This window comes from Bradyrhizobium sp. SRS-191 (genome assembly GCF_024586915.1).
In the GTDB taxonomy this organism is placed as follows: Bacteria; Pseudomonadota; Alphaproteobacteria; order Rhizobiales; family Xanthobacteraceae; genus Bradyrhizobium.
This window is the reverse complement of the sequence record NZ_JANBVS010000001.1, coordinates 450,088-475,123: the sequence shown is the minus strand read 5'-3', so window position 1 is coordinate 475,123 and position 25,036 is coordinate 450,088. Positions and strand designations below refer to the sequence as shown.

The following is a 25,036-nucleotide window of genomic DNA, read 5'->3' as shown; positions in this document are numbered from 1 at the left end:
GATGGTTCCGTGAAGGGAACTTTGAGTTCCCTGAGGTTCCATCGGGTTCCATTGAATTCGCTTTCAGGTTGTATTTGTGGGTTTGCGAACAAAACTGGAACGACCGCCTTCGGCCTGCTATATGTGGATAAGCAACGAGAAAGCAGGTGGCTGGCGCGGCAACCGTATAGGGTCCGGCGCCAGAGGAAGGGTTAGCCACCTTGTGCCGAGAGGCCGGTCGGCAGGACCGGTCCGGTCATTTCTGAAAACCGCGGGAGAGTGTGATGGCGGGTAGCGTGAACAAGGTGATTTTGGTCGGCAATCTCGGGAAGGACCCGGAGATCCGCCGCACCCAGGATGGTCGGCCGATCGCCAATCTGAGCATCGCGACGTCGGAAACGTGGCGCGACAAGGCGACCGGCGAGCGCAAGGAGAAGACCGAGTGGCACCGCGTGGTGATCTTCAATGAAGGTCTCTGCAAGGTCGCCGAGCAGTATCTCAAGAAGGGCTCCACGGTGTATATCGAGGGCGCGCTGCAGACCCGCAAATGGACCGACCAGAGCGGCGTCGAGAAGTACTCGACCGAGGTCGTGCTGCAGGGCTTCAACTCGACGCTGACGATGCTCGGTGGCCGTGGCGGCGGAAGCGGCGGCGGCAATTTCGCCGATGACATGGGCGGCGGCGATTTCGGCATGAGCAGCCCGTCGTCGGCACCGGCGCCGCGCCGTCCGATGGCGGCCGCCAGCCGCAACAACGACATGGACGACGACATTCCGTTCTGATCCGAAGGCGGCGCGGAGCGGGGCTCGCAAGGCCCGTTCCGCGCCGGCTCCATGGCGGCCGTGGATCGTCCCGTAAGATCTTGTTAAGTCGCTGGAATTGCGACTCAGAAAACCTTCGTGCGGGAAGGCCTGGGGGTGGCCTGCGGCGACGCGATGCGCTATATGATTCCAAGCGATTTTCGCGTGTCAAAACCGACCGGTATCCCCTTTGTCCGATAAAGAAGATGAGAAGCCCGGCGAGCCGGGCGGACCTTCCGACATTCGTCCCGTCTCCATCCTCGATGAGATGAAGCGCTCGTACCTCGATTACGCAATGAGCGTGATCGTGTCGCGGGCGCTGCCCGATGCGCGCGACGGCTTGAAGCCGGTACACCGGCGCATCCTGTATTCGATGTACGAGCAGGGCCACACGCCCGACAAGAAGTACGTCAAGTCCGCCCGCGTGGTCGGCGACGTCATCGGTAAATACCATCCGCACGGCGACCAGTCGATCTACGACGCCATGGTGCGCATGGCGCAAGACTTCTCGATGCGCGTGCCGCTGATCGACGGCCAGGGCAATTTCGGCTCCGTCGACGGCGATCCGCCGGCCGCCTATCGATACACCGAAGCAAAGCTCGCCAAGTCAGCGATTCCGCTGCTCGACGACATCGACAAGGACACGGTCGACTTCCAGGCGAACTACGACAATTCGGACAAGGAACCGTCGGTCCTACCGGCCAAATACCCGAACCTGCTGGTCAACGGCGCCGGCGGCATCGCGGTCGGCATGGCCACCAACATCCCGCCGCACAATCTCGGCGAGGTGATCGACGCCTGCGTCGCGCTGATCGACAACCCGGCGATGTCGATCGACGAGCTCACCCAGATCATTCCGGGCCCGGATTTTCCGACGGGCGGCATCATTCTCGGCCGCGCGGGCATCCGCAGCGCCTATCATCTCGGCCGCGGCTCGATCATGATGCGCGGCAAGGTGACCATCGACACCATCCGCAAGGATCGCGAGGCGATCATCGTCTCGGAGATCCCGTACCAGGTCAACAAGGCCACGATGGTCGAGCGCATCGCCGAACTGGTGCGAGAGAAGAAGGTCGAAGGTATTTCCGACCTGCGCGACGAGTCCGACCGCGACGGCTATCGCGTCGTGATCGAGCTCAAGCGCGACGCGGTGGCCGACGTGGTGCTGAACCAGCTCTACAAGTTCACGCCACTGCAGACGAGCTTCGCCGCCAACATGCTGGCCCTGGATGGCGGCCGTCCGCAGACGATGACGTTGAAGGATCTGCTGACGATCTTCGTCGCGTTCCGCGAGCGGGTCGTCACGCGCCGGACCAAGTTCCTGCTCAACAAGGCGCGCGACCGCGCCCACATCCTGGTCGGTCTCGCGGTTGCCGTCGCCAATATCGACGAGATCATCCGCGTCATCAGGACCTCGCCGAATCCGACCAGCGCGCGCGACGCGCTGATGTCGCGTGACTGGCCGGCGCGGGATGTCGAGGCCATCATCACCCTGATCGACGATCCCCGCCACAAGCTCGCGGAAGACGGCACGATCAGGCTGTCATTCGAGCAGGCCAAGGCCATCCTCGACCTGCGCCTGCAGCGCCTCACCGCGCTCGGCCGCGAGGAGATCTCCGACGAGCTCGACAAGCTGAAGGTCGAGATCGCCGACTATCTCGACATTCTGCGTTCGCGCGCGCGCGTGCAGGACATCGTCAAGACCGAGCTCGCCGCGATCAAAGCCGAGTTCGGCACCCCGCGCCGCACCGTCATCGCCGAGCAGGAAGGCGAGATGGAGGACGAGGACCTGATCCAGCGCGAGGACATGGTCGTGACCGTGTCCCACGCCGGCTACACCAAGCGCGTGCCGCTGTCGGCCTATCGGGCGCAGCGCCGCGGCGGCAAGGGCCGCACGGGCATGCAGACCCGTGAGGAGGATTTCGTCAGCCGGCTGTTCGTGGCCTCGACGCATACGCCGGTGCTGTTCTTCTCGTCGCGCGGCCAGGTCTACAAGGAGAAGGTCTGGCGGCTGCCGATCGCGGCGCCGAACGGCCGCGGCAAGGCGCTGATCAACATCCTGCCGCTGGAGCAGGGCGAGCGCATCACCACGATCATGCCGCTGCCGGAGGACGAATCCTCCTGGGCCAATCTCGACGTGATGTTCGCCACGACCGGCGGCAACGTCCGCCGCAACAAGCTGTCGGATTTCGTCGATGTCAGGCGCTCCGGCATCATCGCGATGAAGCTCGACGAGGGCGAGGAGATCGTCAACGTCCAGATCTGCACCGAGCGTGACGATGTGCTGCTGACCGCAGCCGGCGGCCAGTGCATCCGCTTCCCCGTCACCGAGGTGCGCGTGTTCACCGGGCGCACCTCGATGGGCGTGCGCGGCATCGCACTCGCCGAGAGCGACAAGCTGATCTCGCTGACGATCCTGCGCCATGTCGAGACCACCTCGGACGAGCGCACGGCTTACTTGAAGATGCGCCGCGCGATGTCGGGCGAGGCGACCACCGAGGAGCCGGTCGAGACCGAAAGCGAGGAGGCGGCCGCGGGCGCGATCCAGCTGTCGCAGGAGCGCTATGTCGAGATGTCGGCGCAGGAGCAGGTGGTGCTGACCGTCTCGGTCAACGGCTACGGCAAGCGCACCTCGTCCTACGAGTACCGCACCACGGGCCGCGGCGGCAAAGGCATCGTCGCGATGTCGGTCAACAACCGCAACGGCAAGCTGGTCGCCTCATTCCCGGTCGAGGACGGCGACCAGATCATGCTGGTCACCGACAAGGGCCAGCTGATCCGCTGCCCGGTCGACGGCATCCGCATCGCCGGCCGCTCCACCCAGGGCGTCATCGTGTTCAACACCGCCGACGACGAGCACGTCGTCTCGGTCGAGCATATCGGCGAGGAGGCGGAGAACGGCAATGGCGGGAATGGGACTGAAAGCGCGAACGGCGAGTAGGGCGTAGCGAGTAGCGAAAACGGATCTCAGCTACTCGCTACATCTCACTGCGTGCGCTCGACACCGACGATCCGCGCCTCGCGGATCGTCGACTTCGTTCCGGCGCCGCGCAGGCAGGACGCTTCGAAGTTCGGCCAGGCCTGTTGCGAGCAGTCGCGGCCGATCGGGCGGAAGTCGAGGCGATCGCCCTTGGCCAGCGGCTGCGGCACGCTGGCGTTCACCTCGGGAGCGAGGCCGGGCAGGACGGTGAGGGCGGCAGCCACGAAGCCGGCCGCTGCGACGGCAGAAAGCGCTTTGATCATGACGGTCCCCTGTGGTTGGGCCGTTCCCGGCCCGTCGTTCGTTAAGGATTTGATAGCCATTTCGGGTTTCGAGACGCTTTCGCGATCCGAGCGAATTGGTTTCGTGGCCTTGCCGCTGTGTTTCGTGGCTGATGTTCCGAGGAAACAATCGCGAACGGGGGCGGCAGTTCCGGCCGCATTGCCGCAGCGCACCCACATGGCCGAAGCATCACAGCCGCGCCAGCATGGGCTCCCGCGGCTTGCCGCCCTGTTCCGGCCGGTATAGGACGGGCGCATGCAACGCATTGCGCTCTATCCGGGCTCGTTCGATCCCGTCACCAACGGCCATCTCGACGTGGTCCGGCAGGCCGTTCACCTTTGCGACAGGCTGATCGTCGCGGTCGGCGTGCATCACGGCAAGAAGCCGCTGTTTTCGACCGAGGAGCGGCTGGCAATGGCCCATGAGGTGTTCGGCCCGGTCGCGGCCGCCGCCGGCTGCGGCTTCGAGGCCTCGACCTACGACAATCTGACGGTCACGGCGGCCGCGAAGGCAGGCGCGATCCTGATGATCCGCGGCCTGCGCGACGGCAAGGATTTCGATTACGAGATGCAGCTGGCCGGCATGAACCAGACCATGGCACCGTCCATCCAGACGGTGTTCGTGCCGGCGTCGGTCGCGGTCCGTCCGATCAACGCCAGCCTGGTTCGCCAGATCGCGGCGATGGGCGGCGAGATCTCGCATTTCGTCCCGCCGTCGGTGGTGGCCCCCTTGAAAGCCAAGTTCGCCTGACGATCCCTTGGCCGGCGCCTGCGTGCGTCAGGTCGTCGCCTTTTCGCGTTTCCTCTCATCCTTTCGGAGTTGCCATGATCCGCGCTCTCGCCTTCGTCTTCGCTCTCGTGTTCGCCGTCCCGGCCTTGGCGCAATCGCTGCCCGCCGGGCTCGACAAGCAGAATGCGCTGGTCATCGACACCACCAAGGGCCGCATCATCATCAAGCTGCGCACGGATCTCGCGCCCCAGCACGCCGAGCGGCTGAAGACGCTGGCGCGCGAGGGCTACTACAACAACGTGCCGTTCCACCGCGTGATGGACGGCTTCATGGCGCAGACCGGCGACGGCCAGAAATTCGACGGCACCGGCGGCTCGAAATATCCGAACCTGAAGCAGGAGTTTTCGCAGACGCCGTTCAAGCGCGGCACCGTCGGCATGGCGCGCCGCGGCGACAGCGTCGATTCCGCCAACTCGCAGTTCTTCATCTGCTTCGGCGACGCCTCCTTCCTCAACGGCCAGTACACGGTGATCGGCGAGGTCGTGCAGGGCATGGACGTGGTCGACAAGCTGAAGAAGGCGCCTCCGGGCTCGGCGGGCGGCGCCGTGACCGACCCCGACAAGATGGTCAAGGTCCAGGTCGCTTCCGACATCAAGTAACCGACAGAGCAGGGCACCCGGGCTTCGCGCCCGGGGTTCCCGTGCGGTTTAAGGAACCCTTTGCCACGCGCCGCCCGCCGCATCGACAGGACGGGCGGCTTCAGCTTTAAGCGCGTTGGGTCTATTCTGGACCCGCATCGCCCCGGGCCTCGTTGTGCCCGGAGTGCCGTCAGGAGGGGTGGCGGCCGTACACGAGAAGGCGCCGCGACATGTCAGACCCCCGGACTGTCCGTTGTCCTGCCCCTCATCAATTCAACCTCAAAACCTGAGAGACCCGCATGGCTGTGACCGAAAATACCTTGATCCTCGAGACCACCCAGGGCCCCGTCACCATCGAGATGCGCCCCGATCTCGCGCCGAACCACGTCGCGCGCATCAAGGAGCTCGTCCGCGAGGGCTTCTATGACGGAATCGTCTTCCACCGCGTCATCGACGGCTTCATGGCACAGACCGGCTGTCCCCAGGGCACCGGCATGGGCGGCTCCGGCAAGAAGCTGAAGGCCGAGTTCAATGCCGAGCCGCATGTCCGCGGCACCACGTCGATGGCCCGCGCCGCCAACCCGGATTCCGGCGACAGCCAGTTCTTCATCTGCTTCGACGACGCCAGCTTCCTCAACAAGCAGTACACCGTCTGGGGCAAGGTCACCGAGGGCATGGAGAACGTCGACAAGATCAAGCGCGGCGAGCCGGTGCAGAACCCGGACAAGATCGTCAAGGCCTACATGGCCGCCGACGCGGCGTAGCCTTCGAGACGCTCTCCATGAACACGCCTCTCGGCGTGTTCATGGTCCCATATGCAGCGCCGCTCGCGGCGCTCGACCCTCATGGTGAGGAGCGTGCGTAGCACGCGTCTCGAACCATGAGGCCGACAGTCGGGCCTCATCCTTCGAGACGCGTGCTACGCACGCTCCTCAGGATGAGGGGCCGATGTCGTTCCAGAACGACGATGCGCACCGACCTCTTCGATTTCCATCTTCCGCCTGAGAACATCGCGCTGCGGCCGGCGAGCCCGCGGGAATCCGCGCGCATGCTGGTGGTGCAGGGCGACGGCGTGCTGCGCGACCGCACCGTGGGCGATTTGCCGGACTGGCTGGAGCCGGGCGACCAGCTCGTCGTCAACGACACCAAGGTGATCGCAGCCCAGCTCTCGGGCCGCCGCATCAGCCGCGAGACCGAGGCCAAGATCGAGGCGACGCTGATCAAGCGGCTCGACGGTTCGCGCTGGCAGGCGCTGGTGCGGCCGGCCAAGAAGCTCGCACCCGGCGACACGATCCGCTTCGGCAATGAGGGCAAGGTCTGCCTGCTCGGCCATCTCGACGCGACCGTCGAGGCCAAGGGCGAGGAGGGTGAGGTGACGCTGTCCTTCGTCTTCCACGGCCCGGCGCTCGATCAGGCGATCGCCGATCTCGGCCGGCCGCCACTGCCGCCCTACATCGCCGGCAAGCGGCCCGCCGACGAGCAGGATGCCGCCGACTATCAGACGATGTTTGCGGCCAACGAGGGCGCGGTCGCCGCGCCCACCGCCGGGTTGCATTTCACGCCGGCCCTGGAGCAGCGCCTGCGCGACCGCGGCGTCGGGCTGCAGCGAGTCACTCTGCATGTCGGCGCCGGCACCTTCCTGCCGGTGAAGGTCGATGACACCGAAGGCCACCGCATGCATGCGGAGTGGGGGAGTCTCACGGCCGAGACCGCGGCCGCGCTGAACGAGGCGCACGCCAAGGGCGGCCGCATCGTCGCCGTCGGCACCACGTCGATGCGGCTGCTCGAAAGTGCCGCGCTGCCGGACGGCACCATCGCGCAGTTCGAGGCGGAGACGTCGATCTTCATCACGCCCGGCTATCGCTTCCGCGCCGTCGACATCCTGATGACCAACTTCCATCTGCCGCGCTCGACCCTGTTCATGCTGGTCTCGGCCTTCGCGGGCCTCGAGACGATGCAGGCGGCCTATGCGCATGCGATCAGCAGCGGCTATCGCTTCTATTCGTATGGCGATGCGTGCTTGTTGTTCCGCGCCGAGTAGCGCGCCCGCCGACCGCTGACCTCAACGCCGCCGTGCCGCCCGCTGCATCGACCTGCGGCGGATGGTCGGCGCATGCCTGCGCGCACGTACTTGCCTGGTCGGCAATTTTCGCTAGTATGGAGTGATTGCCGCAATGATTGATTGTGGGGTGCGTCACACATCGTGGCCGCTCCCATCCGGTTAGTTCGTTGAGACGACCAGACAGCTTTTCGACAGGAAAGGATTTTGTCATGGGTGCGGTTCGGCAAGACGTTGCGACGCTGGGCGCCGGTTGGAACAAGACTTTGCTGAACTACGCGCTGGCCATGCGAGCGCTCGACGAATTGCCGATCAGCAACCGCAACAGCTGGAAATTTCTCGGCGCCATGCATGGCTTCGACGAGGAGCTGTGGCGCGGCGAGGAGCTGATCGGCACGGGTCCGGTGCCGGCCGACCTGACGAACGGCACCTATGGCGATCAATGCCAGCACGGCAGCTGGTATTTCCTGCCCTGGCACCGCGGCTATCTCGCGACCTTCGAAGCCATCGTCGCGGCCAAGGTGAAGGAGCTCACCGGCGACGACTGGGCGCTGCCGTACTGGAACTACCTCGATGCGAGCAACCCGGAGGCGCGCAAGGTGCCCGCGGCGTTCATCGCCGACAAGCTGCCGAACGGCGATCCCAATCCGCTGAAAACCTATCCGCGCCGCCCGGGCCTGAGCGCGCTGCAGCCGGGACGGCGCGACGCCTTCAGCCTCGCCGCGGCGGAGGAAACCGACTTCACCGTCGACGGCGGCATCGGCTATGGCGGCGGCATCACCGGCGACTTCATCCAGTTCGGCAACTGGACCGGCGATATCGAGAACAATCCGCACAACACCGTCCACCGGCTGGTCGGCGGCTACATGACGGATCCGCGGCTCGCGGGGCTCGATCCGTTGTTCTGGCTGCATCATTGCAACATCGACCGGATGTGGGAGGCCTGGATGCGCGCGCCGGGCAAGAAGATGACCCGGGACTCGCGCTGGCGTGACGGCCCGGCTGACCGGCTCTTCCTGATGCCGCAGCTCGGCGGTGCCGATCCCGGCATCACCTTCGGTGGTTCCGACACGTTGACCGGTGGGCGATTCCATCCCACCTATGATGATCTGACGAAGGGGACGGGCGTTGTTCCGGGAGCTGTCGCCGTGGCACGTGTGGGCATGGGTCCTTCGCATCAGCAGACCGTCGAGCCGATCGGCGCGAATGCCGGCGCAGTGAGCGTCGGCAGCAAGCCGGAAAGCAGCCTCGTGACGCTGGAGCCGCAGGCGACCACGGCCGGCGTTGCGGCGATGGGGGCCACTACGCCGGGAGCGAAAGTGAGCCGGTTCTATCTCGCGCTCGAGGCCGTCCGCGGCCAGGCGCCGGCGCCGCAGATCGACGTCTACGTCAATCTGCCCGAGGGCGCCGACCCGGATGCGCATCCGGAATTGCACGCCGGCAATCTCACGATGTTCGGCCTCAACGTCGCATCTCGGCCGCATGGCCGTCACGCCGGAAACGGCCTCGGCTACACGCTCGACATCACCGAACTGGCGCAGCGCCTGAAGCAGGCCGGCGACTTCGATCCGAGCAAGCTCCGTGTCACCCTGGTGCCCGGCGAGCATGTCAGCGACCAGCAGCCGATCACCGTCGACAAGATCAGTGTGCTGAAGCGCACCGGCACCGTCAGCTGAGCGTGCTCCGATGCCACGCGCGGCGACCTTGCGGAGCTTCGCTCATCCGCCCTGGCGGGCCTTGTTTGTCGCGGCCGGGTGCGGTCTCGTCCTGTCGGCCTGCGGCATGGCGACGGCGACCGTGCCGCTGCTCTGTCGCTCGAGCGCGATCAGCGAGCTGACCGCGGCGAACGCCGCCGATGCGGTCGCCCTCGCGATCGCGCTCAATCCGCCGGGGCCGCTGATGGCCGGCTGGGCGCTGATGTTGCTGGCGATGATGCCGCCGCTGCTCGCCGCGCCCTTGATGCACGTCTGGCGTTCCAGCCTGCCGCAACGCCGCCAAGGATCGCTGGCGCTGTTCCTGATCGGCTATTGCGCGGTGTGGATGGCCGCCGGGCCGCCGCTGATCGTGGTCGCCGTGGCGCTGCACATGCTGGGCGGCGGCAGCCTGTGGGTGACCTTTTCGCTCGTCATCATGGCACTGGTCTGGAGCGCCTGTCCCTGGCAGCGCGCCATGCTCAACCGAGGCCACCGTCAGATGCGGATCAGCCTGTTCGGCTGGGCGGCGGCGGGCGACTGCGTGCGCTATGGCGTCGTGCATGCGATCTGGTGCGTCGCCTCGTGCTGGCCGTGGATGCTGGCCGCCGTGGCCGTGCAGGACTGGCATCTGGCAGCCATGATGGCCGTCGGCGCGATCATGCTGGGCGAGCGGCTGGCGCCGCCGGAGCCGCCGCGCTGGCGCTGGCCGGCGCTGCTCAGGGCGATCGACCCGCGCTCCGCCCGGGCGCCGCTCCAGGGCCTGCTTCGCCATGGGTAGGCGCGCCTGTCTCGCTATCGGCGTGGCCAACGTGCTGCCGGTCAAGGCCAATGCACCCGCGCCGTTCGCCAATCTCGACGGCGCCGTGATCGCCGCACGCGCGCTCGGCGACTGGGCGCGGTGCTCGGAGTTCGGGCCTGAGAACGTCGCGGTGGTCGACGACGGCAGGGTCGACGGCAAGGCCAACCCGGTGACGACGGCGCGGGTGCAGCAGGCGGTCGATGCGCTGTTGTCGCCCGACAGGGGCGGCATCGATCATCTCCTCCTGGCGTTCTGCGGCCATGGTCTGACCGACGCGAATGTCGGCTCGATCTCCTGGCTGTTCAGCGATTCCCTGCTCGAACGCTATCGGGTCGTCGCCGACAATTTCATCGAGGAGCTGCTGCATCACGACGTCCAGCGCATCACCCTGATCTCCGACGCCTGCCGCGAGGCTCCGAAGGATTTCGATCTGATCCGGCTCGCTCCCGTCCGTGGCATCACCGTGCAGGGCGAGCGCGTCGAGAGCCCGAAATTCGATCGTTTCTCTGCCTGCCAGGATGGTCAGCAGGGATTCATGGTGGTCGAGGAGAACTCGAACAACCCGGGCAAGTGCATCTTCTCCGGCGTCATCGTCGACGTGCTGTGGGGTAAGGAGCCGTCGGCGATCAGCAACGACGTGATCACCACCAACACCTTCGGCGTCTGCGTGCGCAACCGCACCGTTCAGCGCGCCAGGGATTATCGGCTGAAGCTCAATCCGCAATGCCAGGTCGATCCGGAAGCGGCCGTGCTCTACGACAAGAACAAGCCGCCGTCGGAGAACGGCATCGCGTTGCAGCCATGGCCGGCGGTCGGTGCGGCATCGATCATGGGGCAGGCGCCGGCGCCCGATGCGGCCGAGGCGGGGCGCAATCTCGAGCTGATCCGCACCGACGCGTCGTTCCGCGATCGTGTTCTTGGACCAGGGTTCGGCTTGAACAAGCTGGGCTTCGGTGTCTCCAAGGAGACGCCGCCGATCCCGCGCGCGAGCGAGGACATGCTGCATGATCTGATCCGGCTGCGGGTCACGCCGTCGAACCGGAGCCGTCGCGGCACACCCGAGACGCGCCGCGCGGCGGAGGCGATCGCGCTGCAGCTCGAGGCGGATGCGGTTGCCGAGGCGCGTGCCAAGGCGGCCGGCGAATTTCGCCGCAGCGTCACGCAGATTAAGCCGTCGTCAGGGCCGGACGGGTCGAACCTGATCGTTGCCGGAGACGCCAAATTATGGTCGCGGCAGCCGCCGCAGTCGGGCCGTCACACCTCGGTGCGCATGGGCTTCCGCGTCGACGCGGACCCGGCGGGCATGCCGGTGCTGGTCGAGCTCGCCGATGGCAGCTTCGTGCCGGTCGTCCCCTACGACGCCTTGTACGTCGTCGTGAAGCCAAGCGCGGCGGGCGACGTGATGCTCGCCTATGGCGAGCACGACGCGCGTGAGGCCTTCCGCAATGCGCTCGCGGCGATTGCGGATTTCGCGGCGGGGCGGATCGGCCCCGATCAGCTTGCCGGCCTGGCGGCGCGGCTCATGCTCGCCAAACATGTGGATCCTGCGCTGGGCGCGATCTGCGCCCATCTGTATCGGGCGATGGCCGACTTCGACAGCATCCGCCGCCTGGCCTACGTCTATGTCGCGCATGAGCAGGCGGTGCCGTTCGACATCGCGCTGCTCGGGGCCATGGATGTCGTGCGCGGCCCGGACGGCGCGCTGACGCTCGAGATTCCCGACGTCAAAGCGCGCAGGATGCTGGACGTCGGCCCCGACCTGCCGGACTTCGTCGTCAGCAGGACGCCCGCGGCCCGCGCAAGGATCGCGGGGCGTTGCCCATGGCTGGCCGCCGGCTGGGACTACGTGACCGATCCCAGGCCCGCGGCGGCTGCACTGGTCGAAGGTCTGGCCGAGCACGCCGCAGAGATCCGCCGCAGCGGCTTCACCGTGCTTCCCGCCGAAGTCGGCCGCCAGCTCGCCAGGCGATGGGGCCTCACGCCGCAATGAGGGTTGAGAATGTCCCACCGCGAGATCGCCCTCGGTACGGCGTTGCGGCAGCGGGGCTGGGCATCACCCCGGCTGCCGTCGCATCGCGCCGTGCCGACCTTAGGCCATCGCCCGCTCCGGCAGGAGCTCGGCGATCTGCACCGCGTTCAGCGCGGCGCCCTTCAGCAACTGGTCGGCTGCGACGAACATCGCGATGGAATGGCCCGACGGATCGGACAGATCCTTCCTGATGCGTCCGACCAGCACGTCGTCCTGGCCTGAGGCGTCGACCGGCATCGGGAAGTAATTCTTGGCGCGGTCGTCGACGAGACGCACGCCCGGCGCGGTCGCGAGGATGCGGCGGACGTCGTCTTCCGTGATCGGCTTCTCGCATTCGAAGGTGATGGCCTCGCAATGGGCGCGCAGCACCGGCACGCGGACGCAGGTGACGCCGATGGCGATGCCCTCATCCTCGAAGATCTTGCGGGTCTCGTTGATGACCTTGGTCTCTTCGTCGTTGTAGCCGGTGTCGGGATCGATGGCGGTGTTGTGGCTGAACAGATTGAACGCGAATGGGTGCGGCATCACCTTCGGCGCATAGACCTGGCCGTTGAGGTTGGCGCGGGTCGACTGCACCAGCTCGTCCATCGCCGCCGCACCGGCGCCGCTGGCAGCCTGATAGGTCGAGATGATGACGCGCTTGATGCGGTTCTGCTGGTGGATCGGCCACAGCGGCACCAGCGCGGTGATGGCCGCGCAATTCGGGTTGGCGATGATGCCCTTGTGGTCGCGGATGCGGCGGGCGTTGATCTCGGGTATCACCAGCGGCACGTTCGGATCCATGCGGAAGGCCGAGGAGTTGTCGACCACGACGGCGCCGGAGCGGACCGCGATCGGCGCGAACTTCTTGGAGATGCCGCTGCCGGCCGAGAACAGCGCGATGTCGACGCCCTCGAACGAGCGCTCATTGAGCTCCTCGACCACGATCGTCTGGCCGCGGAAAGTGAGGGTCTGGCCGGCCGAGCGGGCGCTCGCCAGCGCCTTGAGCTTGCCGACACGGACGTTGCGGCGGTCCAGGGTGGCGATGAACTCGGCGCCGACGGCGCCGGTGACGCCGACGATGGCAATGGTGGGATCTTGGGTGGGATCGTGAGGCACGTCTCGGGTCTCCGGTTGAAATTTGGGCATAAAAAAAGCCCCGGACCTTCATCAGGCGGGGCTTCGGTTCGAAGATGGTCGCGATATCGTTCGATTACGCGCGCACGCCTCCCGAGGCCCGCAAGGGCTTGGTGGTTTTCGTCGTGCGTTTGGTCGCGTTGAACATGGTGCGGGACCATAGGGACGCTGGGAACCGCCGTCAACGGCCCTTATCACTCAAACACCGCCGATCGCGGTTGAAACGAGTACAATCCTGACGCAATAAGCCGGCCATGAGCTCCCCCCAAGGCGACCTTCCCAACCATTTCGAACTGCTCGGCACCGATGGTGTAGCCCGCACCGGCCGGCTGACGACGCCGCATGGCGTAGTCCGCACCCCAGCCTTCATGCCGGTCGGCACCGCCGGCGCCATGAAGGGCATCCACTGGCGCGACGTGCGCGAGGCCGGCGCCGATATCGTGCTCGGCAATACTTATCATCTGATGTTGCGGCCCACGGCCGAACGCATCGCCGCGCTCGGCGGTCTGCAGCGCTTCACCGGCTGGGGCGGGCCGATGCTGACGGATTCCGGCGGCTTCCAGGTGATGTCGCTGTCGGGCCTGCGCAAGGTCACCGAGCAGGCAGTGACGTTCCGCTCGCATATCGACGGCGCCAAGATCGAGCTCTCGCCGGAGCGCGCGATCGAGGTGCAGCGGCTGCTCAACTCCGACATCGCGATGCAGCTCGACGAATGCGTGCGGCTGCCGGCAGAGCCCGCCGACATCGAGCGCGCGATGCGGCTGTCGTTGCGCTGGGCCGAGCGCTGCCGCCGTGCCTTCGAGAGCGCGCCTGATGGCTACATGCTGTTCGGCATCGTGCAGGGTGGCGACGTCACGGCGCTGCGGGTGGCGAGCGCGGAAGCCCTGGTCGATATCGGCTTCCATGGCTACGCGATCGGCGGCCTCGCCGTCGGCGAGCCGCAGGCCGTGATGCTGGAGATGATCGAGGCGACGGTGCCGGCGCTGCCGGCCGACCGGCCGCGCTATTTGATGGGCGTCGGCACGCCTGATGATCTGCTGGAGTCGGTGAAGCGCGGGGTCGACATGTTCGACTGCGTGCTGCCGACCCGCAACGGCCGCCATGGCGTCGCCTACACCCGCTTCGGGCCGGTGAACCTGCGCAATGCCCGCCACGCCGATGACGCCAGGCCGCTCGACGAGGAGAGTCCGTGGCCGCCGGCGCGCAACTATGCCCGCGCCTATCTGCATCACCTGATCAAGGCGGGCGAGGCGCTCGGCGCCACGCTGCTGTCGGAGATCAACATCGCCTATTTCCAGCAGCTGATGGCCGGGATGCGCGAGGCCATCGCGCAGGGGCGCTTCACCACGTTCTACGAGCGCACCAAGGCCGATTGGGCGCGAGGCGATATCGCCCCGACATGAGATCGGTCACGCAATTCAAAGTTGCGTGATCCGGAATCATCGTGTCGTACACCTTGATCTTTGCCGTCCAGGCCCCAAGTCACACGCCTGCAAGGTATCATTATTATGATACCTTAAGCGCGGAGGTGGATTTTGGGCCGGCTGATTATTGTTTCCAATCGCGTCAACCCTCCGTCGAGCGCAGGCGACGAGAGCGTCGGTGGATTGGCCATGGCGCTCGCGGCCGCGTTGCGCGGCGGCTCCGGTCTGTGGTTCGGGTGGACTGGGAAAACTGCCAGTGCCTATTCCGGTCAACTGAAGGTTGAGCGGATCGGCGGCGTCATGACCGCCACCATCGATCTCGACGAGGCGGGGTTCTGCAACTACTACAACGGCTATTCGAACAAGACCTTGTGGCCGCTGCTGCACTACCGGCCCGACCTCGCGGTGTATGACCGCGACTTTCAACATGGCTACCAGCTGGTGAACGAGCGCTTCGCGGATGCTCTTGCGCCGCTCGTCGAGCCGAATGACCTGATCTGGATCCACGACTATCATCTGATCCCGCTGGGGCGCGAGCTGCGCCGTCGCGGGTTTGCGAACCGGATCGGCTTTTTTCTCCACGTGCCGTGGCCGGCCGCGCAGGTGTTCGTCAATCTGCCCGAGCACCGCGAGCTCGTTCAGGCCCTGTTCGCCTATGACCTGCTCGGCTTCCAGATCCAGGACTATCTCCAAGCCTTCGAAGACTACGTCGTGTCGCAGGCGGCCGGCCGGCGAACGGAGGAAGGGATGCTCTCGGCGTTCGATCGCTCGGTCGAGACCGGCGTGTTCCCGATCGGCATCGACGCTCCGGAGTTCGCGCGGCTGGCGCGCACCCAGACGGCGCGATCCAGCCGCGAGCGGCTGATCGAGGCGACGGCAGGCCGGCGCCTGATCGTCGGAGTCGATCGGTTGGATTATTCCAAGGGCATGGAGGAGCGCTTTCTCGGTTTCGAGCGGTTTCTCGCTGACCATGCCGAGCTGCGCAGCAAGGTGCTGATGCTGCAGATCGCGCCGGTGAGCCGCGAGCAGGTTCTCGCTTACCAGGAAATCCGCAGCCGGCTCGACGCGCTGTCGGGACGCATCAACGGCGAGTACTCCGATGTGGACTGGACGCCGCTCCGCTACGTCAACAAGAGCTATCGGCGAGATGAGCTCGCCGGGATCTATGCCGCCTCCTGCGTCGGGCTGGTGACGCCGCTGCGTGACGGCATGAACCTGGTCGCCAAGGAATATGTCGCAGCCCAGGACTCCGAAGATCCCGGCGTGCTGATCCTGTCGCAGTTCACGGGCGCGGCCCGCGAGCTCGACGCTGCGTTGCTGGTCAACCCGAACAGCCGGGAGGAGGTCGCAGACGCGTTGCGCCGGGCGCTGGCCATGGACCGTCACGAGCGGACGGAGCGATGGCAGGCGCTCTATGACGTGGTCAGCCGGAATGACGTGCAGGCCTGGCGCGACAGCTTCGTTGCGCGCCTGAGGGCGACGCGCGGTCTGGCGATCGCCGCTTGACCGTTATCAGCCGTTCGCGCGCGACTTGTCGCGCGAGAGAGCCTTGACCGTTCGAAATCATGGGGCAGGCGACACGCCTGCAACCGTCAATGATGCCGGGTGAGCGGCAAAAAGCTTCGCTGCGGGACGCGATGCTCCCGCATCACCATTTTGAGCCGCTCAATTGCAGACGAAGCGGGTTCTGAGCGTGTGCTTCGTCACGAAGCCGTAGCCGCAGGTGTCGCAGGTCCAGAGATAGCTGATCACATTGTCGGCGAGATAGGCCGAGGCCTCTGCCGCAATCATCGAGTCGGAGCAGACCGGGCAGGTCGGCAAGTCGCAGCCGCGAGGATCGGGCTTCGGTGATGCGGTCGAAATGAGATCAGCGAGTGCTGACATAGGGACCTCCTGGGACAATCTCTTTGTCGTCGTTTTCTGTTTGAGTGGCGTCTGCTTGAATGGCGTTAATTTGAGCAGGTCGGATTTCGAACTGAACTGCCGTCCGATACGTCCGCTTTTTCAACGCCTCAAAGTTTCAACTCGTCCAAATTCCAACGTGTCTGAACTGCGTCACACAAAGAGTTTGTCTGGTGGTCTCTTGTTATATCATCCGGTTCTGGATGGTCTGTTCTACGGAAGCGATCTGGCGTGGCATCAACATGCCGCTTATACCATTCCGAAGATGACATCTTGCTGATGTCTGCCCGGGCGGCGTTCGATGCACACCGTGAATCTCCGTCCGAACATACACTGAGTGTGTTGAGCTTGTCGCAACACAAATGCGTTGGTTTTTCGCAATTTAACGACGACTTGTTGTGCGTCGCGGTGATGATACCGTCGCGCAAACGTGCTTGCGCAGCGCAGCAGGCTCGCTGAAGATAGTCAGGACCTCTGTCGATACCGCGCCGAAGTGCGCAAGGAGTGATTTCATGGATTCGTCAGCTGCGACACAGCGTCCTGGACGCGGCCGCGTATTTGACTCAATTGTCGACGCATTCGGCAATACGCCGATTGTGCGTCTGCGAAAGCTGCCGGAGCAGCACGGCGTCAAGGCGACCATCCTGGCCAAGCTGGAATACTTCAATCCTGCCGCGAGCGTGAAGGACCGCATCGGTGTCGGCATGATCCTGGCGATGGAGCAGGCCGGGGTGCTCAAGCCGGACACCGTGCTGATCGAGCCGACCTCCGGCAACACCGGCATCGCGCTGGCTTTCGTCGCGGCGGCGCGCGGCTACAAGCTGAAGCTGGTGATGCCGGAGTCGATGTCGGTCGAGCGGCGCAAGATGCTCGCCTTTCTCGGCGCCGAGATCGTGCTGACGCCGGCGGCGCAGGGCATGAAGGGCGCGATCGCCACCGCCGAGGAGCTGCTGCGAACGACGCCGAACTCGGTGATGCCGCAGCAGTTCAAGAACCTCGCCAACCCCGAGATTCATCGCCGCACCACGGCCGAGGAGATCTGGAACGACACCGCTGGCAACATCGACTTTTTCGTCGCCGGCGTCGGCACCGGCGGCACCATCACCGGTGTTGGCCAGGTGCTGAAGTCGCGCAAGCCCGGCCTCAAGGTGGTCGCCGTCGAGCCGGAGGAGAGCCCGGTGCTGTCGGGCGGCCAGCACTCGCCGCACAAGATCCAGGGCATCGGCGCCGGCTTCGTGCCTGACATTCTCGATCGCTCCGTGATCGACGAGATCGTCAAGATCAACAGCACCACCGCCATCGAGACCTCGCGCGCGCTGGCGCGCAACGAGGGCATCCCCGGCGGGATCTCCTCGGGTGCGGCGATCGCGGCCGCGATCGAGCTCGGCAAGCGGCCGGAGAACGCGGGCAAGACGATCCTGGCGATCGTGCCGTCGTTCTCGGAACGTTATCTGTCCACGGCCCTGTTCGAAGGGATCTGACCATGGCTGATCAGCCGCGGCGCCCCCGTACGCTCGCCGATGCCCGGACCGAGGCGGAGGCCGCATTCAAGAAGGTGACGACCAAGCCGGTGGAGGCGCCGCCGAAGAAGGCGGCTGTCCCCGGCGTGCGCGAGCAGGTGACGTTGCGGATCGATCAGGATGTGCTGGAGCACTTCCAATCCGAGGGCCCCGGCTGGCAGGACCGCATGAACGCGGCGCTGCGCAAGGCGGCGGGGCTCTGATCGATTTAAGATATCAGGCGGCGGGCTTTGCCGCGCCGCCTGGTTGCTGCTCCGGCAGCCGCGTCGTCTGGACACGGCTCTCAACTCATAGGCCGTGGCGTTGAGCGCAGGACGGCGGCTCAGCGGCGGAACGCGCCGCCGAGCATTCCGCCCATCACACCTCCGATGAAGGCTGCGCCGGCGTCGGGCCCGCTGCGGTGATAGCCACCGCCGCCACCGCTGCTGCGTTGCGCGCGACGGGCAGGGCGCTCCTCATTTGCGTTGGCGGTCACTGCGGCCGGAACGATCTCGGCGAGCAGGGCCTTGTGCTGCAGCTTCGTCAGATAGCCGCTCGACGGATAGCCGCGTGCCGCCTGCCATCGCTTGAGAACGGCGCGTGTCGGCTCGTCGAACTTGCCACTTGCCTTGATGTCGAAGCCGAGCCCGGTGAGGCGGCGCTGCACGTCGCGGCGCAGGCTCTTGTCGAGACCGATCTGGTCTTCGGTGACCTGCGTGCCTTGTTCGGTGAAGGTCGCGGGGTCGACGCCTGTGGTCAGGTTGCGTGTCGTCGTCGACGGCCCATTGTCCAGCGAGGCGACTCGCGCCAGCGCCAATGACCTGAACTGGCCGTTGGGATAGTTGGTGAGGTAGGCCTTGAGCTCTTCCGCCTTGTTGGAATCCTTCACCGAGCGCCAGAATTCCAGCTCGATGTCGTTCGCGGGCTGCACGGCGGCAACGATTGCCGGAGCAGCGGCGGCAGCCGCCCCGCCGTCCGCCGGGTTGAGGTAGACGGCGCCGATCAGGTTGGTATGACCCCAGGGCAGCTGACCCTTGGCGGTCTCCTCGTTCACCTGGGCGCGGACCTGGGTCATCGCCTGCTGGATCTCGACGCCGGGCTTGGTGATGTGCGCGATCAGGGCGCGCGTGAACGGGCTGTTGGTGCCGGCCTCGCCGTCGAGCGCCGTCTGGCCCGGGCCCGTCGCGAACGCGATCAAGGTGCCTTCGCCGGACTTCATCTCGGCCAAGCCGGTCTGCACCGAGACGCTGCGGGTCGAGGCCGTCGACCTGATCTTGGCGGCGAACGGATTGTCGCGGCAGGCGTCGAGGAACACCAGCTTGACCTTGGCGTCCGCCAGCGTCTGCTCGAGCGTGACGTCGACATTGATGGCGGCACCGAGCTTGGCATCCATCTCCGACTTGATGTCGGCATCGATCGGCAGCAGGTAGTTGGTCCCGGAGATCGCGATGCCGTGGCCTGCATAATAGAACACGGCGACATCGGCGCCCTGGCTGCGGCGGCCGAACTCCAAGAGCTTCTCGGTCATCTGCTCGCGATTGAGGTTGGTGCCCTCGACGACGTCGAAGCCGACATTGCGCAAGGTCACCGCCATCGCGCCGGCATCGACCGGCGGATTCGGCAGCTGGGCCACGTTCTTGTAGGCGCCGTTGCCGACCACGAAGGCGACACGCCTGTCCGCTTGGGCCGTCTCGATCGCCAGCGCGGACCAGACCAGCGACACCACGAGCGCCGGAATGAGGCTGAGCACCCGCATCTGAAATCCCCCTGGAGCAAGCAACATAGGCGGCTGAAATACGCCATGGTGTCTACACCAAAAAGCCGTGATTGGCCCAGGTCAAATCAGCGGTTGTCAGCTCGAGCAAGCAAAAAGCCCGCGCCTTGCGGCGCGGGCTTTGCGTCTTGAAGCGGATCGATCGTCAGCGGCGCAGGGCGCTGCCGAGCACGCCGCCCATCATGCCGCCGATGAAGGCGGCGCCGGCGGCATTGCCCGCATTGTCCTGCGGCGGCGGATTGCGATAGACCGGCGCGCCCTGCGGCGGCGGGCCGCCGGCGGCGACGTTGCCCGCCGGCTTGGGACGGCGCGGCTTGGCCTCATCGCCAACGGCTGCGGTGGCAGGCGCCGGCTGCGGCTCGGCCAGCAGCGCCTTGTGCTGCAGCTTGGTGAGGAAGCCGGTGGACGGATAGCCGCGCGCGGCCTGCCAGCGCTTCATCACGCCGCGGGTCTCGTCGTCGAACGCGCCCGTCATCTTGGTGTCGAAGCCGAGACCGGTGAGGCGGCGCTGCACGTCGCGGCGCTTGGTCTTGTCGAGGCCGATCTGGTCCTCGCTGACCTGGGTGCCTTCCTCGGTGTAGGTCGCGGGATCGACGCCCTTGGCGACGTTGCGGGTCGCCGTGTTGACGGCGCCGGTTTCGATCGAGGCGATGCGCGCCATCGCCAGCGACTTGAACTGACCGTTCGGATAGGTGGCCAGATAGGCGTTGAGCTCTTCCGGCTTGTTGGAATCTTTCACCGAACGCCAGAATTCCAGCTCGGCCTCTGCGGCCGTCGGGCTCGCCGTGGCGGCCGCCGGCGTCGTGCCGGCGGTTGCGGCCGTGGCCGCAGGCGCGGCCGCCGGGTTGAGATAGACCGCGCCGATCAGGTTGGTGTGCCCCCAGGGCAGCTGGCCCTTGCTGGTCTCCTCGTTGACCTGGGCGCGCACCGAGGTCATGGCCTGCTGGATCTCCACGCCGGGCTGGGCGATGTGCGAGATCAGCGCCCGGGTGAACGGGCTGTTGGCGCCGGCATCGCCATCGAGCGCGGTCTGACCGGGACCGGTCGCGAACGCGATCAGCGTGCCTTCGCCGGACTTCATCTCGGCCAGGCCGGTCTGCACCGACACGCTGCGGGTCGGCGAGTTCGACTTGATCTTGGCGGCGAACGGGTTGTCACGGCAGGCATCGAGGAACACCAGCTTGACCTTGGCATCGCCCATGGTCTGGTCGAGCGTGACGTCGATGTTGATCGCCGATCCCAGCTTGACGTCCATCTCTGATTTCAGGTCGGCGTCGACAGGCAGCAGATAGTTGGTGCCGGCGATCGCGATGCCGTGGCCGGCGTAGTAGAACACCGCGATGTCGGCGCCCTGCGCCTTGCGCCCGAAGTCGAGCAGCTTCTCGGTCATCTTGTCGCGCGTGAGATTGGTGCCCTCGACGACGTCGAAGCCGACATTGCGCAGCGTCGCCGCCATTGCCTTGGCGTCGACCGGCGGATTTGGCAACTGGGCCACGCTCTTATAGGCGCCGTTGCCGACGACGAAGGCGACGCGGCGGTCGGCCTTCGCGGCTCCGGCCGTCAGCACCATGCAGAGCAGCGACAGGGTGATGGTGAAAAAGCGCATCAGGAGATCCCCCAACGATCAAGCGCAGTGGTCACTGCAGCATTTGTCGTCGTTCGGGCTGAAAAGTCTTGTTCCATAAGAAAAAATCTCGCTTTCGCCACAAATCAAACCGCGAGTGTTGCGCGCAGCCAACGTCGATCGCGTGTATGCCAAGGGTTCCGTGAGAGACGTCACAGACCCTTGAGGCGCTCCAAGCCGGAAAATTACGGATCAGCCTTGCGACGAGGTGTTGACGGCAACCGGTCGGGGCTGGGGCGGCCGTAGGTTCAGCAGGTTGCCGGCGAGAATCAGGGCCGCGCCGAACACGGTGAAGCCGTCCAGACGCTCTGAATAGACGAGCCATCCCACCGTCGCGGTCAGCGGCACGCGCAGGAAGTCCATCGGGATCACGATGGTGGCGTCGGCGTAGAGCATCGCGCGCGCCATGCAGAAGTGCGAGAAGGTGCCGCAAAGGGCGACGAGGACGATCCAGCCCCAGGCCGTTGCCGACGGCCACGACCACAGCAGCAGCGTCGGAACCAGCCCGGCTACCGCTTGCACCGTCAGCATCCAGAAGATGATCGAGACGGTGGGCTCGGTCCGCGTCAGGAATTTGACCAGCGCGATCGAGATGCCGAAGCCCACGGCGGCGGCGAGCGCGATCAGCTGGCCCGGATTGATCGCGCCGGTGTCCGGGCGCACGATCACCACGACGCCGACGAGGCCCAAGACGATCGCCGCGAGCTTGAACAGGGTGATGCGCTCGCCGAGGAACGTGGCGGCGAGCAGGGCGGTCCAGATCGGCATCGTGAACTCGATCGCGACCACTTGGCCGATCGGAATCAGAGTGAGGGCAAAGAACCAGCCGAGCTGCGCCCCGTAGTGGATCAGGTTGCGGGCTGCGTGCTGCTTCAGCCGCGTCGTGCGCAGCGTGGCTATGCCGCCGCTCAACGCAATCACCGGCGACAGCATCACGAGGCCGAGGAGACAGCGCAGCTCCATCAGCTCGAACACGTTGAGCTCGCGCATGGCCTCGCGCCCGGCCACCGCCATGACCAGCATGAGGCTGAGCCAGCCGGTCATCCACAGCGCAGCCATCAGTTTCGAAGCGGGGCGAGTCATGCAGCCGGAGAGGCGAGGCGGGCGGGAGCGGCTGTATCACCTCGCGTGCACAGCATTGCAAACGAAATCAACGGTGCAGTGCACCACGCGGCGCCGGCAATGGGAGCGACGCGCCATGAGAAACGTCATGAGAACGCGACCAGAACCCCTGTGAGAAAAACGTGGAGTGTGAGGGCGTTTCGTCCTAAAGCGACCGCCGCGAAACAGCCAAGGGCAGCTTTGACACATGACCGACCGTGCCGCCTCAGCCGACTTCCTGACCGCCTTTGCCACGGGCTGGCCGGAGCGCGAGCCTCACCTGATGGTGCTGTCGCTGACCACGCAGAAGGGCGTGCAGGATTTCGCCATGACGCGCGAGCAGGCGCTGCTGGTCGCCAAGACCATCAAGCGCACCGCGGCGCAGCTTGCTCCGGCTCCGGCGGGAGCGCCGGCGCCAGGAATCAAGCGCGCCTGAGCGCCGTCACCGCGACAGCGAGATGGTCGCGGCGCGGAACTGGCTGTCGGCGCGGATCGACACCGATTGCTTGTTGCCGCGGGTGGCGAGCGCGATGTTGGCATTGAAGCCGGCGGTCGAGGCAGCCAGCTGGAAATTGCCGCCGCCGCCGCGGCCCTGCAGCACGCCGCTGACGCCGCGGCTGGTCTCGGTCCATGTGCCCGAGATCGCAGAGCCCTCGGCCATCACCTCGGCCTGCAGGCCGAATTTGTAGGCGTCGCTGGCGCAGGTGAGGACCAGGGTCATGCGCGGGCCGGAGACGTCATAGTGCGCCCGGCAGCGAATGCGCTCGGTGGAGCCGTCCTCGAGGGCGACGGTGCCGCCGCCGCCCCAGCTTCCCGCCATGCCGGTGAACGGGCCGGGATCGGCGCGCCCCGGGGAAGCCGCGATACCCGCGGCCAAAACGACGACGGCGGCCATGAGCCGCCGTGTGACTTGTTGGGGAGTGCCGACGCCTTTACAGGCGCGAGGCCTGCCAGCGACCGCTGCACGGAATGCCGGCGGAGGCTCCGTTCCACTTGCCTGAACCCGAATTGCCGCTGAGCTGCCCATTCGCATATGCGCCATTGATCGAGACCTTCACGAGGCCTTCGCGCCCGATCGAACCCGATACGTTGGCGCCGGCCGCGGAAATCTTACCGTCTGCGACGATTAGGGTCGAGCTGGCCGTGGGCTCGCAGCTGCCGCTGCTGGTGACGATCGTAACCTGCCACTGGCCGTCATAGGGCGACTGGGCGAATGCGGGGGCGGCCGAGCTGCCCACCAGGATCGACGCGGCGAAAGCCATTCCAATGCGGTCGAGACGCATGAATCTTGTCCCTCAATATCGTTGATGAGGTCAGCTTATTTGGAGGAATTGTGACGAAAATTTGCCGCAGTGCCGAAAGTAAATTTTATCGAGCAGTTTCAGTCCGTTAACGATTAACGCGAAACCCTCTTTTGAGGCATTCGGGCGGCATTGTGGGCAAACTGCGCCTTCGCGCACGACATGAGCAGATGGCGGCCACAGGCCTGCGTTGAGAGAACATCCGTTCGTGGCAGGCGCCGCGCTGTCGGGGCCAGGCCCGTCTGCGGATCGTGATATTGCCTCGGCGGGCGTTCAATGCGGCGTGATGCTCGGCGCCTTGGTCGCGAATTGCTCGTCCTGCGGCTTGGCCGGGATCGAGCCGGTCGCCTTGGCTGATTCGACGACGTCGCCGAGCAGCTTGAGGCCGAGCGGCGCCAGCGCGCGCTCCCACAAGTCGCGGGCGGTCTCACCCTTCTTCACGAAGCACCAGTCCTGGGCCGCGATGGCACCTGCGTCCATCCGCTCGGCCAGATGGTAGATCGTGCCGCCGGCTACCGGATCGCCTTCCTTGATCGTCCATTCTACCGCCGCGATGCCGCGGTGTCGCGGCAGCAGCGAGGGGTGGTAGCCGATGCCGCCGAGCTTGGCGGCGGCCACGGCCTCCTGCGTGACGCGGGCGTGGCTGTGGGCAGTCACGATCAGATCGGTGCCGGGTGCGATCTCGCTGGCCGGCACCACCTTGGGATCGGCCTGGACCACGACCTCGATCCCGGCCGTGCGCGCCGCCGCGGCCAGCCGGTCCTCGCCGTCATGCACGACCACGCGTGCGATCTCGATGCCTCTCTCGCGCAGCATGTTCAGTGTGGCGACACCGAAATGGCGGGAGCCGACGAGAGTGATGCGCATGGTTCGGGATCTTCCATGGTTGGGCGGGGTGGTGTCCCGGGTCAAACCAAGCCTTGGCGCCGAGGTCAAGCGCCTGCTGTGCTTTCCTCCCGTCCCAGCCGCTGGGATCCCGCCCGGCAGGCAGGTCGCCGGATCGCGCGGGCGGCCCCATGTTCCGGAGGATGGGACTGCGTCCCAGCCGGTCAGCCGGTCAGCCGGTCAGATCCGGCCGGGCGACCTGGCCGGCCGCCGCAGGTTGGGAACACCCGGTGCCGCTCACGGCGGAGCGCCGGCCGTGTCCGTCACCGTCGTTCGTCGGGTCCATGGATGGATCAAGTCGCGGTCCTTGCGACCAAGCAAAGCTCGCAGGAACGCATCGAACTAATGAGCTGGACTATCAGCGCGTCACCGCAACCGGACATTCATGGGAAGCACGCTCGTTCAGGCTGGATTTGACCGG

General features: G+C 66.0%; 23 protein-coding genes. 14 read left to right on the top strand and 9 right to left on the bottom strand.

Annotated features, from left to right (window positions below):
• The first annotated feature begins 263 nt into the window (after window positions 1–263).
• Window positions 264–761 (top strand): single-stranded DNA-binding protein, encoded by a 498-nt coding sequence (locus NLR35_RS02290; RefSeq protein ID WP_257164931.1) that lies wholly within the window; start codon window positions 264–266, stop codon window positions 759–761.
• 208 nt (window positions 762–969) lie between these two features.
• Entirely contained in the window at window positions 970–3,720 is a 2,751-nt protein-coding gene (gene gyrA / locus NLR35_RS02285; RefSeq protein WP_257164930.1) for a DNA gyrase subunit A, read from the top strand.
• Between the two features lie 44 nt (window positions 3,721–3,764).
• Here gyrA and NLR35_RS02280 read toward each other — a convergent pair whose 3' ends face one another.
• Window positions 3,765–4,022: a hypothetical protein gene (locus NLR35_RS02280; RefSeq protein WP_006609347.1), complete on the bottom strand. Its 258-nt coding sequence runs from the start codon at window positions 4,020–4,022 to the stop codon at window positions 3,765–3,767.
• A gap of 274 nt (window positions 4,023–4,296) precedes the next feature.
• On the opposite strand from NLR35_RS02280, the gene coaD reads away from it, so the two are divergent.
• The 7 genes from coaD (at window position 4,297) to NLR35_RS02245 (ending at window position 11,950) form a co-directional block, all read left to right on the top strand.
• Window positions 4,297–4,791, top strand: a complete 495-nt coding sequence (coaD, locus tag NLR35_RS02275; RefSeq protein WP_257164929.1) for a pantetheine-phosphate adenylyltransferase — start codon at window positions 4,297–4,299, stop codon at window positions 4,789–4,791.
• A gap of 74 nt (window positions 4,792–4,865) precedes the next feature.
• The gene (locus tag NLR35_RS02270) at window positions 4,866–5,429 is read left to right on the top strand and encodes a peptidylprolyl isomerase (RefSeq protein ID WP_257164928.1); all 564 of its coding nucleotides are present in this window, start codon (window positions 4,866–4,868) and stop codon (window positions 5,427–5,429) included.
• 278 nt (window positions 5,430–5,707) lie between these two features.
• The gene (locus NLR35_RS02265) at window positions 5,708–6,172 is read left to right on the top strand and encodes a peptidylprolyl isomerase (protein ID WP_006609344.1); all 465 of its coding nucleotides are present in this window, start codon (window positions 5,708–5,710) and stop codon (window positions 6,170–6,172) included.
• A gap of 203 nt (window positions 6,173–6,375) precedes the next feature.
• Window positions 6,376–7,449, top strand: a complete 1,074-nt coding sequence (queA, locus tag NLR35_RS02260) for a tRNA preQ1(34) S-adenosylmethionine ribosyltransferase-isomerase QueA (RefSeq protein ID WP_257164927.1) — start codon at window positions 6,376–6,378, stop codon at window positions 7,447–7,449.
• A gap of 230 nt (window positions 7,450–7,679) precedes the next feature.
• Window positions 7,680–9,143: a tyrosinase family protein gene (locus tag NLR35_RS02255; protein WP_257164926.1), complete on the top strand. Its 1,464-nt coding sequence runs from the start codon at window positions 7,680–7,682 to the stop codon at window positions 9,141–9,143.
• A gap of 10 nt (window positions 9,144–9,153) precedes the next feature.
• On the top strand, window positions 9,154–9,939 hold the full coding sequence (locus tag NLR35_RS02250) for a DUF2182 domain-containing protein (RefSeq protein WP_257164925.1): 786 nt from the start codon (window positions 9,154–9,156) through the stop codon (window positions 9,937–9,939).
• Window positions 9,932–11,950, top strand: a complete 2,019-nt coding sequence (locus NLR35_RS02245; RefSeq protein WP_257164924.1) for a caspase family protein — start codon at window positions 9,932–9,934, stop codon at window positions 11,948–11,950. The genes NLR35_RS02250 and NLR35_RS02245 overlap by 8 nt, the downstream gene beginning before the upstream one ends.
• A gap of 99 nt (window positions 11,951–12,049) precedes the next feature.
• Here NLR35_RS02245 and NLR35_RS02240 read toward each other — a convergent pair whose 3' ends face one another.
• Window positions 12,050–13,117, bottom strand: coding sequence for an aspartate-semialdehyde dehydrogenase (locus NLR35_RS02240; protein ID WP_257164923.1), 1,068 nt, complete (start codon window positions 13,115–13,117; stop codon window positions 12,050–12,052).
• 242 nt (window positions 13,118–13,359) lie between these two features.
• On the opposite strand from NLR35_RS02240, the gene tgt reads away from it, so the two are divergent.
• Together tgt and NLR35_RS02230 are read left to right on the top strand one after the other, a co-directional pair.
• A complete protein-coding gene (tgt, locus tag NLR35_RS02235) occupies window positions 13,360–14,508 on the top strand; it encodes a tRNA guanosine(34) transglycosylase Tgt (protein WP_257164922.1) in 1,149 nt (382 codons plus the stop codon).
• 132 nt (window positions 14,509–14,640) lie between these two features.
• On the top strand, window positions 14,641–16,035 hold the full coding sequence (locus NLR35_RS02230; protein ID WP_257164921.1) for a trehalose-6-phosphate synthase: 1,395 nt from the start codon (window positions 14,641–14,643) through the stop codon (window positions 16,033–16,035).
• 159 nt (window positions 16,036–16,194) lie between these two features.
• Here the strand turns inward: NLR35_RS02230 and NLR35_RS02225 are convergent, their stop codons facing one another.
• On the bottom strand, window positions 16,195–16,413 hold the full coding sequence (locus NLR35_RS02225) for a hypothetical protein (RefSeq protein WP_257164920.1): 219 nt from the start codon (window positions 16,411–16,413) through the stop codon (window positions 16,195–16,197).
• A 530-nt stretch (window positions 16,414–16,943) separates the two neighbouring features.
• Between NLR35_RS02225 and cysK the strand changes: the two genes are divergently transcribed.
• Entirely contained in the window at window positions 16,944–17,912 is a 969-nt protein-coding gene (cysK, locus tag NLR35_RS02220) for a cysteine synthase A (RefSeq protein WP_257164919.1), read from the top strand.
• 2 nt (window positions 17,913–17,914) lie between these two features.
• Window positions 17,915–18,154 (top strand): BrnA antitoxin family protein, encoded by a 240-nt coding sequence (locus NLR35_RS02215; RefSeq protein ID WP_257164918.1) that lies wholly within the window; start codon window positions 17,915–17,917, stop codon window positions 18,152–18,154.
• Window positions 18,155–18,273: 119 nt separating this feature from the next.
• Here the strand turns inward: NLR35_RS02215 and NLR35_RS02210 are convergent, their stop codons facing one another.
• The 3 genes from NLR35_RS02210 to NLR35_RS02200 all read right to left on the bottom strand — a co-directional run bounded on the left by NLR35_RS02210 (window position 18,274) and on the right by NLR35_RS02200 (window position 22,411).
• Complete coding sequence (locus NLR35_RS02210) at window positions 18,274–19,686, bottom strand: caspase family protein (RefSeq protein ID WP_257164917.1); 1,413 nt, start codon at window positions 19,684–19,686, stop codon at window positions 18,274–18,276.
• 163 nt (window positions 19,687–19,849) lie between these two features.
• A complete protein-coding gene (locus tag NLR35_RS02205; RefSeq protein WP_257164916.1) occupies window positions 19,850–21,310 on the bottom strand; it encodes a caspase family protein in 1,461 nt (486 codons plus the stop codon).
• Window positions 21,311–21,520: 210 nt separating this feature from the next.
• Window positions 21,521–22,411, bottom strand: a complete 891-nt coding sequence (locus NLR35_RS02200; protein WP_257164915.1) for a DMT family transporter — start codon at window positions 22,409–22,411, stop codon at window positions 21,521–21,523.
• A 226-nt stretch (window positions 22,412–22,637) separates the two neighbouring features.
• Between NLR35_RS02200 and NLR35_RS02195 the strand changes: the two genes are divergently transcribed.
• Complete coding sequence (locus tag NLR35_RS02195; RefSeq protein ID WP_257164914.1) at window positions 22,638–22,865, top strand: hypothetical protein; 228 nt, start codon at window positions 22,638–22,640, stop codon at window positions 22,863–22,865.
• A gap of 6 nt (window positions 22,866–22,871) precedes the next feature.
• Here the strand turns inward: NLR35_RS02195 and NLR35_RS02190 are convergent, their stop codons facing one another.
• From NLR35_RS02190 to NLR35_RS02180, 3 genes are all read right to left on the bottom strand, one after another.
• Window positions 22,872–23,324 carry a hypothetical protein gene (locus NLR35_RS02190; protein WP_257164913.1) on the bottom strand — a complete coding sequence of 151 codons (453 nt, stop codon included), beginning with the start codon at window positions 23,322–23,324 and terminating at the stop codon, window positions 22,872–22,874.
• A 37-nt stretch (window positions 23,325–23,361) separates the two neighbouring features.
• Window positions 23,362–23,712 (bottom strand): hypothetical protein, encoded by a 351-nt coding sequence (locus NLR35_RS02185; RefSeq protein ID WP_006609328.1) that lies wholly within the window; start codon window positions 23,710–23,712, stop codon window positions 23,362–23,364.
• A 291-nt stretch (window positions 23,713–24,003) separates the two neighbouring features.
• Window positions 24,004–24,597: a formyltransferase family protein gene (locus tag NLR35_RS02180; RefSeq protein WP_257164912.1), complete on the bottom strand. Its 594-nt coding sequence runs from the start codon at window positions 24,595–24,597 to the stop codon at window positions 24,004–24,006.
• Window positions 24,598–25,036 lie beyond the last annotated feature (439 nt).